Below are 12,769 nucleotides of genomic sequence, written 5' to 3' on the forward strand. Positions count from 1 at the left end.
ATAATTACGGCTGGTCTCGATAGGACAACGTTTCGATCTGGTTAAATCAAATAGGCGCTCGAAATAAAAAAGGTCGGTGAATATCGCCGACCTTTTTGGCATTTCGGTTTGCCTCGGCTTAAAGCGCCGTCACCGTCCAGCTTACGATTTCGCTGGCAGTCCGTTCAAAAGCCGCGTTGAGCGCCTTCACATAGGCTGCGTTTGTTGTGCCGCTCACCGGGATTGCAGTACGGAACACGCGGGTCGCGCGAACCTCGCCGCTCTTGTCGTTCATCAGCCTCACGGCCAGTTCGACCACAGCAAGCTTTGGTGAGGCATAAGCCTGAATGCCGAACATCCGGACATCGGTCAGGATCTGATAATTGATCGCCAACCCATCTCCCGGACGCCCAATTCCGCCAAACACGCCTGTATTTTCATAAGCCTGCACCAGCCGCGACTGCACGATATTCGTCAGCCGGTCACCCCATTGGGCACCTTTGAGATATTCGATGGAGCCGGGAGCGGAACTGACGACGATATTCTCGCTGTCGAGCGCCTTGAGTGCCGTTGGTGTCGGAACCAGCAACTGTGTGTTCTTGCGGCTTGGCGAGGTCACGCCGGGCTGTGGCGCCGACAGATTGAACGTATCCAGCGGCGTAGTCGTGCCACACCCCGCCAGAAGCGCGGCAAGCAAAATCGAAATGGAACCTTTATGACGGAACATGCGTCGTGATTTCATGTCATTGGACCTGGCTATGGAAATCAATGACGCTTCCTCCCATCATATTGAGGCACGCTACCCGGCCCGCCAAAGATAAGGCGCTGGGGGTTACGCTCAAGTTCGGTAACGGCTTGTTCTATGCGCTGTATGGCACGACGGCTATCAAGCACCACACCTTGCACTTCACGCAGGCCCTGGCCGGAAAAACGTTCGAGATTATTGGCAATCGGCCCGAGCCGCTTGTCAAGATTGTCTGACGTCTGGCGGATGGATTCCAGTGTCGCCTTTGCTTGTGCGACAACGCCGTCCTTGTCGTCACTCGACAAGAGCCGATCAGTTTTCTCAAGAATGGTATCAACACGTACGGAAGCCGCATTCAAACGAGCCATCATGTCCTTGGCGTCCGTGACGATCTGGTTGATGTTTCCGGTGTTCTCGCCCAGTTCCTGTATGATGTTGGCGTTTTTCGCCAGAGCATCCGTGAACGTCTTTGTATTGTTGATCGTATCCGTAAGCGGCCCACGGGCTTCCTTCACGAATCCTTCGAGTTGTCCAAGTACGGAGTTTGCCCGCGCAGCAATGTCCTGCGCAGTGGCGAGAAGATTGTTGACGGCGGACGGATCGGCGTCGATACGCGCAACCGTGTCTTCCTTCGCTGCCTCGGTCAAAAGATTGGGCTCATCGAGACGGCCGCCTTTCAGTTCAATATAGGCCTGCCCAGTCAGCCCCTGAAAACCAAGGGTTGCTGCAGTTGAGCGGGTAATCGGCGTCGTCGCATTCACACGCGTCTGGACAATAACCATCTCTGGATTGGTTTCGTCGAGGTGAAGCCGGCGCACATCACCGACCTTGATGCCGTTGAACAGAACCTGGCTACCGACTGTCAGCCCGGTCACGGAACCGGGGATACGAACGTCGAGAGGTATGGAATCTCGCGCCTCGCCGAAACGGGCGATCCAGTACACAAATCCGAAAGCCATGAGGCTGACGATCAGCGTAAAGACACCTACCAGTACGTAATTGGCTTTAGTTTCCATACTTTATCCAGTCTGCAAGCGGCTGCCAGGCCGCCGTCTTGTTGGCGCCGAGGGATCGATCTGGCGCGCGCGCTTGCCCCGAAAATAGGATTTAACCCACGGATCGTCTACCGTCAGCATGTCTTCAATGGTGCCGCTGACGAGTACCTTTTTGTTTCCAAGAACGGCGATCCGGTCACAAATTGCAAAAAGGCTATCGAGATCATGCGTGACCATGTAGACGGTCAAGCCCATGGTATCCCGCAGATTGGCGATCAAGTCGTCGAACTCTGCCGCACCGATAGGATCGAGACCCGATGTCGGTTCGTCGAGAAAAAGAATGTCAGGGTCCAACGCCAGCGCACGCGCAAGCGCGGCACGTTTGATCATACCGCCGGAGAGTTCGGACGGAAATTTTTCAGCAGTATCAGGCTTCAATCCGACAAGATCGATTTTCAGTCGTGCCAGCTCGTCCATCAGTTTCGGTGAAAGATCGAGATATTCGCGCATCGGAACCTGAATATTTTCGAGCACGTTCAATGCCGAAAACAGCGCTCCGTGCTGGAACAGAACGCCCATCCGCATGTCGATGGACATCTTTTCAAGTTCGTTCAGCTGATCAATGTTGCGACCAAGAATCTCGATCTCGCCTGACTGCTTTTTGTTAAGACCAAGGATGGTCCGCATCAGCACGGATTTGCCCGAACCGGAAGGACCAATAAAGCCAAGCACCTCACCCGGATAAATATCGAGCGATAACTTGTCGAGTACTGTCTGACGCCCGAACGAAACCGTCACGTCGCGCACCGAGATCATCGGTACAGCCGTTTGGCGATTGTCTTCGTCCTGCGGTTGCGACAGGTGGTCGATGCCGTTCTCCATAACCATTCTTTAACCGAGCTTGGCTTCGGACTGAACCGCTGAACACGATTCTAGGGTCAAATTTCTGTGCAACTGTGTCTCAAAGAACCCATAAAAAACAACGAACATAAGTAGTTTCTAAAAATTAATTGCCGCATAGAACATCGCGAACAAGCCATCCACGACAATAACGACAAAAATAGCCTTCACAACTGAAGCGGTGACGCGACGGCCCAGTGATTCTGCGCTTCCACCGACCTTCATGCCTTCTACCGATGCGAGAATTCCAATGATCATGGCCATGAACGGAGCCTTAATCAGACCCGCGAAATAAGTGTTCAACGCGACCGCGTCGTGCAAGCGACTGATAAAAGCTTCTGGTGAAATATTGGAATAGAACCAGGCCACACCACCTGCCCCGACCAGCGCAGAGAGATCTGCAATGATCGTGAGTAATGGTAAGACTACGACAAGAGCGACGAGCCTGGGAAAAACGAGAACTCCAACCGGATTGAGGCCGATGACCGTCAAAGCGTCGGTCTCTTCACGCATTTTCATGGAGCCTATTTCAGCCGTAATCGCGCTACCTGATCGGCCTGCGATCATGATGGCGGTCAGAAGCACTCCGAGTTCGCGCAAAACCAGAATACCAACCAGATCGACCACGAAGATTTCCGCACCGAAATAGCGCAACTGAAATGCGCCCTGTTGGGCGATAATCGCGCCGACGATCGTCGACATCAGAATAATGATGGGAATCGCTCCGACACCCATACGATCCATCTGCGTGACGATAGCGGGAAATGGGATACCACTTCCACGGCCATATTTTAGCTGGGCTCCGCGGATGGTGGCACCGAGAATATGCATCGCCATCTTGAAGTCGTTACCCATAGAGATAACACCGCCGCCAAACGCGGCCAGAAACGAAATGAAAAAGAACGGCTTTTTCTGTCGGGGAATATCGAGAGTACGCTCAACGGCCTGCCCCACTTCCTCCATTAGAGGAAGCCAGGATTGACGCACCCCTTCAAGCTGCGCATCGGCATTTCCTGCCATCAGCCTCTGCCGCATCCGCTCAATTAACCAGGCACCCGCAGTATCAAGACCAGATACCCCGGAAACATCGATTATCGTTGCCTTGTGTTCGTCGGTTTTCTCCAGGCTGCGCATCTTATCATCGACGAGATTGACACTTTGCGACACCCAGCGACCGCTTAAACGGATATGGCGCGTGCCCTCTTCCTCCGCCAGTTCAATCTTTGGCGCAGGGTTATTGGTAGCTCTTGCTTTGTCGGCAGTGTCGGTCAACATGGCCTACCTCATATACGAGTCGTTGAACGACCGAAATACTGCGTCCCAGAGGGCATCTCTATGCACAATACCTTGAATATCATCGTAGAACGCTATCCCATCGCCGGAAAATTCACAATCTCCAGAGGCTCCAAGACGGAAGCCGCAGTCGTTGTGTGTGTGATCGGCAACGGTCCCTATCAAGGACGCGGCGAATGTGTTCCCTATGCGCGATATGGCGAAAGCATCGAGAGCGTGAGCGCCCAGATCGAGGCCGCCCGCTCTGCTATTGAACATGGTGCCGCGCGACAGGATATCCAGGCGTTGATGCCAGCAGGTGCTGCCCGCAATGCAGTTGATTGCGCCTTGTGGGATCTCGAAGCCAAACGAACTGGCAAAAGTGTTGCCGACATGCTCGATACGCCAACCCGACCGCTTGAAACTGCTATCACTGTTTCGCTTGGGACACCTTTCGAAATGGCGCAATCAGCAGCAAAGGTCGCCCACTATCCCCTCATCAAGGTCAAGATGGGTGGCGAAAACGATATCGAAAGAATTCACGCCGTCACAAGTGCGGCGCCGAACAGCCGAATTATCATCGACGCAAACGAAGGCTGGACTGCCGACAATATCACCGAAAACATGCGCGCAGCAGCCGACGCAGGCGTCGTTCTTATTGAACAGCCCTTGCCCGCAAACAACGATCAGATTCTTAGTACAATTGAACGACCTGTCATTATCTGTGCCGATGGGAGTGTTCACACATCCATCGGCCTGGAAGAACTGGCCAAGCGTTACGACGCAGTCAATATCAAGCTCGATAAGGCGGGTGGACTAACCGAAGGTCTGGTTATGCGGGACAAGGCAATCGAACTGGGCCTTCAGGTCATGGTCGGCTGTATGGTCGGCACGTCGCTCGGCATGGCGCCTGCGGTTCTGCTTGCCCAGAAAGCCAATGTAGTCGACCTCGACGGTCCGCTGCTCCTCGCCCATGATCGCGATCCTGGATTGCGCTACGAAGGTGCTCTGGTTTATCCGCCAGAAGCGATTGTCTGGGGCTGACGCGCGCGTTGAGAGCTCTCGCTTGCGGTTCCGTTGATCGGAGCGAGAGCCTCCTCGAAAATGTCCGCGCAGGCATCCCAGGTGAATTGTTTCAGCACTTGCGCTGGTTCAAACGGCTCCATTTCCAGAGCTGCCAGACATGCCTCCCCGAGATCTTCAGAAAGAACACCTGCGCCGGTCGCTCCAACGACATCCTGCGACCCCGGCACCGGATAGGCTGCGACCGGCAGTCCGGAAGCAATTGCTTCAAGCAAAACGAGACCGAACGTGTCTGTCCGACTTGGAAAGACAAACACGTCTGCTGCGGCATAGGTTTTTGCCAACGCTTCACCTTCCCGCTTCCCAACGAACACCGTTTCCGGAAACCGCGTTCGCAGATCATTGAGAGAGGGACCATCTCCAACGATCAGTTTTGTTCCGGGAAGGTCAAGTTCCAGAAATGCCGGCAGGTTTTTTTCCGTGGCGACACGTCCCACACAAATGAACACTGGTCGTGCCAAGTCCTCGATCACTTCCGGCCGAGGATAAAAAAGCGCACGGTCCACTCCCCGCGTCCAGAGATCAAGCCGTGTAAAACCACGCTCTTTGAGATCATCCAGAATAGATTGGGTCGGCACCAGCGTGTGCTGAGCAGCATTATGGAAACGCCGCAGGAAAGCATAGGTCCAGCGTGGCGGGATAGGAAAGCGTTCTTCCAGATATTCTGGAAATCGCGTGTGAAAGCTTGTTGTGAAAGACCAGCCCGATTTCAAGCAAGCGCGCCGCGCCATGAAACCGAGCGGCCCTTCAGTTGCGATATGCACGTAATCCGGCCGCATAGTCGTCAAGCGCCGTTTAAGCGCGCTTGGCGTCGTCAAGGCCAGGCGGATTTCCGGGTATGTTGGACAGGGTATCGATCGATAGTCGAGCGGCGAGATGACCTTAACGTCGTATCCGCGTTCAATCATCATATCACAGCATTTGGTTAGCGTGCGTACGACGCCGTTGACTTGAGGATGCCAGGCGTCGGTGACGATGACGATTTTCTTCATCAGCGAAAAGTCGCCAGTTCGCGAACAGGGCGCGGAAGTTGAATTACCCTGCCCTCGTCATGCTCTTCGCTGTCGGAGTTTACGTGTCCTGTCGTTGGGCGACGATCACGGCGCTCCGTCCATTCGACGAGTTCCATACGGCCGTCGAAATGTTCGATCACAGCGGTGCAGCTTTCCACCCAGTCGCCGGTATTGATGTACTCCACACCGTTCATACTCTCAATCGTGGCATGGTGGATATGGCCGCAGATCACACCATTAACCCCGATACGTTGCGCTTCCTCGGAAACCACACTCTCGAACTGACCGATAAAATTGACTGCCTTCTTGACCCTGAACTTCGCCCAGGCTGAAAATGACCAGTAGCGCAAACCGAAAAGAGAACGAACACGGCTCATGACCGTGTTTATCCAAATCGCCGTATCGTAGGCCCAATCGCCTAGATAAGCGATGAAGCGGGCATTGCGCACAACTACATCGAACTGATCGCCGTGAATAACGAGAAACTTGCGGCCGTCCGCAGTCTCATGAATTGCACGATTCATCACTTCGATGCCGCCGAAATGCGTTCCTTGGAAATTCCGTAGGAATTCATCGTGATTACCGGCGATGTAGATGATGTTGGCGCCCTTACGGCTCTTACGAAGCAGCTTCTGGACCACATCATTATGTTCCTGAGGCCAATGCCAATTGCGTCGTAGACGCCAGCCGTCAACAATATCGCCCACAAGATAGATCGTTTCGGCTTCATGATAACGGAGAAAATCCAGAAGCAGCTCGGCCTGTGCGGCCTTGGAACCGAGATGCACATCCGAAATGAAAAGGGTTCGGAGTTTTCTGGGCTGCGGAGCGTCGGTGCTCATTTGGTTGTCCCCTTCAATGGCAACCTGATCTGAGCGCAGAAAACCCGATTCATGTCACAGAGATATGACGGTTTGCTTGAAGGCGCGGAAAGGAGTGCCGCGCCTCTTCCAGCATCCGCTTTACGCGACAAGCTCTACTTTAGGGCCAACATAACGTGATTGCGGACGAATGAGCTTGTTCGTCGCCATCTGTTCACGGCAATGCGCTATCCAGCCCATGGTTCTTCCCATAGCAAAAACACAGGTGAACGCCTCTCGTGGAAAACCTAATTGTTCAAGCAATAGAGCGGTATAGAATTCCACATTGGTTTCGAGAGACCGATCGGGCTTATGGCGCTTGAGAACCGCGATTGCAGCTTTTTCTACCGCTTCTGCCAACTCAACCCGGTGTTCTCCTCGCTCATGCTTGAGTGCTTCGATGCGCTTCAAGGCGCTTTTCAAAGCATCAGCGCGCGGGTCACGCACGCGATAGACCCGGTGACCGAACCCCATCAGTCTTTCCCCGTCGGCAACGGCTGCTTCAAGCCACCGTTCGGCGTTGTCAGGTCTACCAATTGCATCAAGCATATCGAGCACCGGCCCAGGGGCACCACCGTGCAACGGTCCTTTCAACGCGCTGATCGCAGCGAGCAGAGAAGAGGTCAAGCCGGCCCGAGTCGATGCCACGACACGTGCGGCGAAGGTCGAAGCATTCAATCCGTGATCGGATACCGTCATGAGATAAGTGTTTAGCCCTGCAACTTCCGCTTCATCAGGCATTCCTGCATTCATCATACGCAGAATGTCCGCGCTATGAGGCAGCGTCGGGTCAGGACGAATAGGACGACGACCCTTATGCCCACGCAGAATGGCTGTTGTGAAGACTGCCGGTGCCGCCATCAAATGCAAGGCGGCAGCCAGATCGTCCTCGTCAGGAATGCGGGCCATCAGTGCGCGAAGAGCTTCTATAGGCGGCAGCTCCATCAATGTGTCATCAAGAGCGTCCGTATGATGGAATACCTGCACGCGCGCTTCGCCAAGCGCTTTCTGAAGCTCGACGCCCGTAGGCAAATCGTCAAAAAATCCGTCCCATAATAGCTCGATCCCGTCTTCAACACTGCTTTGCGGAACCAGATCGTCCAGCGACCGACCGCGAATGACCAATCTGCCCGCAAGACCATCGACGTCAGACAACACGGTTTCGGCAGCAATCACATCTTCAAGTCCGCTATTCATGACAATTCTCCTTGTTTGCCTTGCGACATTGAATCCAAGTATAGTTGACGTCAATCTTGATGAAATCGATCAATGTAGGGAACAATAATGGATTGGCTTACAGCGGAAGAGGCTCTTGCCGTTCTTCAGACAAAACCGCAGACTCTTTACGCAAATGTGAGTCGTGGCCGCATCCGTTCCAAGCCATTGCCTAACGATCCCAGACGCAGCCTCTATAGATCGGAGGACGTCCATGGTCTGGCTGGCAGGCGGCCCGGTCGCAAGAGAGATAGTGTTGTTGCCGCCGACACTATTCGTTGGGGCCTACCGATCATGCGTTCAGGCATTTCGACCATTATTGATGGTCGCCTGCTCTATCGCGGCTGTGACGCTGCTGAATTGTCCGAAACGGCAACACTGGAAGAAGTGGCTGCATTGCTGTGGCAGATGGATTTTGACAATATCAACAGCGGCGAAAACGACGCGAAACTGGACAGTTGCCAGACCATTACCCCGCCATTGGAGCGGCTTTTTACTGTTTTTGGCGTTCGCGCTGCAAACGACTTGCCTAGCTCTGGACGCTCCACAGCAGTCCTGCAACGGGAAGCTTCCGGTTTATTGCAACTGTTCCACAATACCGTTCTTGGTGTTCCTTTATCCGATATGCCGATGCACGAGCGTATTGCTTCAGCCTGGCAAAAGCCGCACGCCAGCGATGTGATCCGGCGCGTTCTGGTGCTTCTCGCAGACCATGAACTGAATGCATCGGCATTCGCCACGCGCGTCGCCGCATCGACAGGAGCCCCACTCTCTGCGGCAGTTCTTGCCGGACTATCAACATTGATCGGCCCACGACATGGACGAGCTGCCACGGCTGCAACAGCTATTGTTGCGCAGACGCGACAAATAGGGGCGGAAGCGGCAATCAAGAATCAGCTCAGGCAAGGCACACAATTCCATTTCTTTGGCCATCCGCTCTATCGCGAAACAGGAGATATTCGCGCCTCCGCATTGCTGGAATATCTGGAGCTACCTGCCCCGTATCGTGACTTGGAACAAAACGCTGCGGACATCCTCGGCGAAAAGCCGAATGTCGACTTCGCACTTGCAGCTATTACAGAAATTTATGACCTCCCGCCGGACGCGCCACTGTTTCTATTCGCGCTCGCACGCATCACGGGATGGCTTGCTCATGCGCTAGAACAGGCAGATAACGGGTCTCTTATACGCCCAAGGGCAGAATTCACTCCGCCTCTTGAATAGAGAAGTTCACCAAATATTGTTCGCACGGATCGCATATTCTGCCCGTAAAAGGTGGACATGTGCACCCGTGAACCAGAATCCGGTTGATCGAACCGCTTGCTTGGTGGCATGTCTTAAAAACTTGAACAAAAGGCGAGGATCGAGCCGTGGACTTGGGCCTGAAGGGTCGAAAAGCAATAGTGTGCGCTTCCAGCAAGGGACTTGGACGGGCTTGCGCGGAGGCGCTCGCCGAAGCCGGGTGTGATTTAGTTCTCAATGGGCGAAATGAAGAAATCCTCGCGGAAGCTGCGGAGAAAATTCGCAAGACATTTGGCGTCAAGGTTGAAGCCGTTGCTGCGGACGTATCTACTGTCGAAGGACAGGCAAAACTCCTTTCCGCCTGCCCTGCGCCGGACATTCTCGTAAACAATAATGGTGGTCCGGCCTTCAAGGATTTTCGGCTTCTTGATCGCGACGCAATCCTTCAAGGTGTGACACAAAATATGGTTACGCCCATAGAACTGATTAAAGCCGTGATCGATGGGATGGTCGAACGTCGTTTCGGCCGTATCGTCAACATCACATCGACGTCAGTATACGCTCCCATCCCGGGACTTGATCTCTCATCCGGCGCTCGCGCCGGCCTGACAGCATTTCTCGCTGGCGTCGCCCGCACGGTCGCCGCATCCAATGTGACGATCAACAACATTCTTCCCGGTGCGTTCGACACGGATCGTCTTCGCAACGGATTTGCATTCTCTGCCCAGAAGAACGGTACAACACCGGATGCGGAAGCGGCGAAGCGCGCATCGTCGATTCCTGCCGGACGGATTGGTCAACCGAAGGAATTCGGTCAAGCCTGCGCCTTCCTTTGTTCGGAACATTCCGGGTTCATTACCGGGCAGAATCTCGTTATCGATGGCGGCGCGTATCAGAGTGCGTTTTAACAGCACCAAACGATAGATCTGCAAATTTGGAAAAACTCATTCTCGAAAACGGGCCTACTGAGATTTGAGCCGATAGACTAAGAACAATAATGGCCCGGTGTGCGGAAGCGGCATATAGAACCTGTATGCAAACACCGCGCCCTTCACGTGCAAGCAAGCTTTTGTCCTGCACGAAAGATTTTGGAAAGCGATGCGACCATGACCAAGAAAACACCTCCCACTTCCCGTTCGGATTTCGATGAAGCAGCTCTGTTCTTCCACCGTTACCCGAAGCCCGGAAAGCTGGAAATTCAGGCGACAAAGCCCCTTGGCAACCAACGCGATCTGGCGCTGGCCTACTCGCCCGGTGTCGCTGCTCCCTGCCTCGCAATCCACGAAGACCCAGCAACTGCCGCCGAATATACGGCCCGTGGCAATCTCGTTGCCGTTGTTTCGAACGGAACAGCGGTTCTCGGTCTTGGTAATATTGGCGCGCTTGCGTCCAAACCGGTCATGGAAGGCAAGGCTGTCCTTTTCAAGAAATTCGCCGACATCGACGTTTTTGACATTGAAATCGACGCCCATGAAATCGGTCGCATTGTCGATGTCGTTGCCGCGTTGGAACCGACTTTCGGCGGCATCAATCTCGAAGATATCAAGGCGCCGGAATGCTTCGAGGTTGAAGAACAGCTTCGTGCTAAAATGAACATCCCTGTTTTTCATGACGATCAGCACGGCACGGCAATCATTGTTGCGTCGGCTGTTCTGAATGGTCTGGAACTCGCCGGCAAAAAAATCAACGACGCAAAGATTGTAACCTCCGGTGCCGGCGCTGCGGCTCTTGCTTGCCTTAATCTCCTCGTCAATCTTGGCGCAAAACGCGAAAATATCTGGGTCTGCGATCTCGAAGGCGTTGTCTACGAAGGCCGTAACACGCTGATGGATCGCTGGAAGGAAGTTTACGCCCAGAAAACTGACGCACGAGTTCTGGCTGACGTCATTGGCGGCGCCGACGTTTTCCTTGGCCTTTCGGCAGCTGGCGTGCTGAAGCCCGAACTTCTGAATCAGATGGCAGAGAAGCCGCTCATCATGGCGCTTGCCAATCCCAAGCCTGAAATCATGCCGGAAGAAGCCCGTGCGGCCCGCGCTGACGCCATGATCTGCACCGGACGCTCGGATTATCCTAATCAGGTCAACAACGTACTCTGCTTCCCTTACATCTTCCGCGGCGCGCTTGATGTCGGTGCGACTGCAATTAACGAAGAAATGAAGCTCGCGGCCGTTCGCGCCATTGCCGCGCTTGCCCGCGAGGAGCCTTCCGATGTCGCGGCGCGCGCTTATTCCGGTGACACACCGACTTTTGGACCTGACTACATCATCCCGTCGCCGTTCGATCAGCGTCTGATTCTCCGTATCGCCCCGGCAGTGGCCAAGGCCGCGATGGAAACAGGTGTTGCGACGCGCCCGATCGAAGACATGGAGGCCTATCTCGACCGCCTGAACCGCTTCGTCTTCCGCTCCGGTCTCATCATGAAGCCGGTCTTTGCCGCCGCTCGCGCTCAGGAAAAGCCAAAGCGGGTCATTTATGCCGATGGTGAAGATGAGCGCGTGCTTCGCGCCGCTCAGGTGGTGATCGAAGAACGCATCGCTGCTCCGATTCTCGTCGGACGCCCTCAGGTTATTGAAACACGCTTGCGTCGCTATGGCCTCAAAATCCGCCCGGGCACAGATTTCGAACTCATCAATCCTGAAGACGATCCGCGTTACCGCGACTATGTCGATCTCTATCTGTCCTACACCGGCAGACAGGGCGTGACGCCGGAAGCTGCACGTACCATCGTCCGCACAAACTCGACCGCAATTGCCGCTCTCGCCGTTATGCGTGATGAAGCTGACGCCATGATCTGCGGCCTGGAGGGCCGGTTCGAACGCCACCTTCGCGTCGTACGCCAGATCATCGGTAAAGTTCCCGGTATTCGCGACTATTCCGCCTTGAGCCTGCTTATTTCGCAGCGTGGCGCACTCTTCCTCACTGACACTTACGTCAACGTCGAACCGGGTGCGAACGAAATCGCGGAAATGGCAATTCTGGCTGCAAAGGAAATCAGCCGGTTTGGTATTGAGCCAAAGGCAGCGTTGGTATCTCATTCGAATTTCGGGTCGAAAGAGTCAGTCAGCGCCGAAAAGATGCGTGAAGCAGCAGCAATTCTTGCAGAGAAAGCGCCGGAACTCGAATCCGACGGTGAAATGCATGGCGATTCTGCCCTTTCGCAGGCATTGCGTGATCGTGTATTCCCCAACTCGCGCCTGAAAGGTGAAGCCAATCTTCTGGTCTTCCCAAATCTCGATGCTGCAAACATCACGCTGAACGTGGTCAAGATGGTTACGGACGCTCTGCATGTAGGCCCAATTCTGCTGGGCGCGGCCCGCCCCGCACATATTCTCACGCCATCGGTCACCTCGCGTGGTGTCGTCAATATGACTGCGCTGGCAGTCGTCGAAGCTTTGCAAAAATCAGGTGAAACCCTTCGTAAGAAGAAGTAATTAATAATTATAAGTTAGACATATATAATATGAA

General features: G+C 54.3%; 11 protein-coding genes. 4 read left to right on the forward strand and 7 right to left on the reverse strand.

Features of this window, described 5'->3' with window-relative positions; translation table 11 throughout:
• Window positions 1–118: 118 nt before the first annotated feature.
• The 4 genes from CQZ93_RS07115 to CQZ93_RS07130 form a co-directional block, all read right to left on the reverse strand.
• The gene (locus CQZ93_RS07115) at window positions 119–721 is read right to left on the reverse strand and encodes an ABC-type transport auxiliary lipoprotein family protein (protein ID WP_422616082.1); all 603 of its coding nucleotides are present in this window, start codon (window positions 719–721) and stop codon (window positions 119–121) included.
• Window positions 722–744: 23 nt separating this feature from the next.
• Window positions 745–1,740 carry an MlaD family protein gene (locus tag CQZ93_RS07120; RefSeq protein ID WP_105541955.1) on the reverse strand — a complete coding sequence of 332 codons (996 nt, stop codon included), beginning with the start codon at window positions 1,738–1,740 and terminating at the stop codon, window positions 745–747.
• A gap of 3 nt (window positions 1,741–1,743) precedes the next feature.
• Window positions 1,744–2,607, reverse strand: coding sequence for an ABC transporter ATP-binding protein (locus CQZ93_RS07125; protein ID WP_105541956.1), 864 nt, complete (start codon window positions 2,605–2,607; stop codon window positions 1,744–1,746).
• Window positions 2,608–2,718: 111 nt separating this feature from the next.
• Window positions 2,719–3,894, reverse strand: coding sequence for an MlaE family ABC transporter permease (locus CQZ93_RS07130; protein ID WP_105541957.1), 1,176 nt, complete (start codon window positions 3,892–3,894; stop codon window positions 2,719–2,721).
• A gap of 60 nt (window positions 3,895–3,954) precedes the next feature.
• Here CQZ93_RS07130 and dgcA point away from each other — a divergent pair, with 60 nt between their 5' ends.
• Complete coding sequence (gene dgcA, locus CQZ93_RS07135) at window positions 3,955–4,935, forward strand: N-acetyl-D-Glu racemase DgcA (RefSeq protein ID WP_105541958.1); 981 nt, start codon at window positions 3,955–3,957, stop codon at window positions 4,933–4,935.
• Here dgcA and CQZ93_RS07140 read toward each other — a convergent pair.
• From CQZ93_RS07140 to CQZ93_RS07150, 3 genes are all read right to left on the reverse strand, one after another.
• Window positions 4,905–5,966, reverse strand: a complete 1,062-nt coding sequence (locus CQZ93_RS07140) for a glycosyltransferase family 4 protein (RefSeq protein WP_105541959.1) — start codon at window positions 5,964–5,966, stop codon at window positions 4,905–4,907. The two genes, dgcA and CQZ93_RS07140, sit on opposite strands and share 31 nt — an antisense overlap.
• Window positions 5,966–6,829: a UDP-2,3-diacylglucosamine diphosphatase gene (locus CQZ93_RS07145; RefSeq protein ID WP_105541960.1), complete on the reverse strand. Its 864-nt coding sequence runs from the start codon at window positions 6,827–6,829 to the stop codon at window positions 5,966–5,968. Before CQZ93_RS07145 ends, CQZ93_RS07140 begins: the two co-directional genes overlap by 1 nt.
• 120 nt (window positions 6,830–6,949) lie before the next feature.
• Complete coding sequence (locus CQZ93_RS07150) at window positions 6,950–8,044, reverse strand: citrate synthase/methylcitrate synthase (protein WP_105541961.1); 1,095 nt, start codon at window positions 8,042–8,044, stop codon at window positions 6,950–6,952.
• 87 nt (window positions 8,045–8,131) lie between these two features.
• On the opposite strand from CQZ93_RS07150, the gene CQZ93_RS07155 reads away from it, so the two are divergent.
• The 3 genes from CQZ93_RS07155 (at window position 8,132) to CQZ93_RS07165 (ending at window position 12,735) form a co-directional block, all read left to right on the forward strand.
• Complete coding sequence (locus CQZ93_RS07155) at window positions 8,132–9,286, forward strand: citrate synthase (RefSeq protein ID WP_105541962.1); 1,155 nt, start codon at window positions 8,132–8,134, stop codon at window positions 9,284–9,286.
• 146 nt (window positions 9,287–9,432) lie between these two features.
• Window positions 9,433–10,212 (forward strand): SDR family oxidoreductase, encoded by a 780-nt coding sequence (locus CQZ93_RS07160; protein ID WP_105541963.1) that lies wholly within the window; start codon window positions 9,433–9,435, stop codon window positions 10,210–10,212.
• A 198-nt stretch (window positions 10,213–10,410) separates the two neighbouring features.
• A complete protein-coding gene (locus tag CQZ93_RS07165; RefSeq protein ID WP_105543214.1) occupies window positions 10,411–12,735 on the forward strand; it encodes an NADP-dependent malic enzyme in 2,325 nt (774 codons plus the stop codon).
• Window positions 12,736–12,769 lie beyond the last annotated feature (34 nt).

Origin of the sequence: Ochrobactrum vermis, assembly GCF_002975205.1 — a bacterium.
Lineage (GTDB): Bacteria > Pseudomonadota > Alphaproteobacteria > Rhizobiales > Rhizobiaceae > Brucella > Brucella vermis.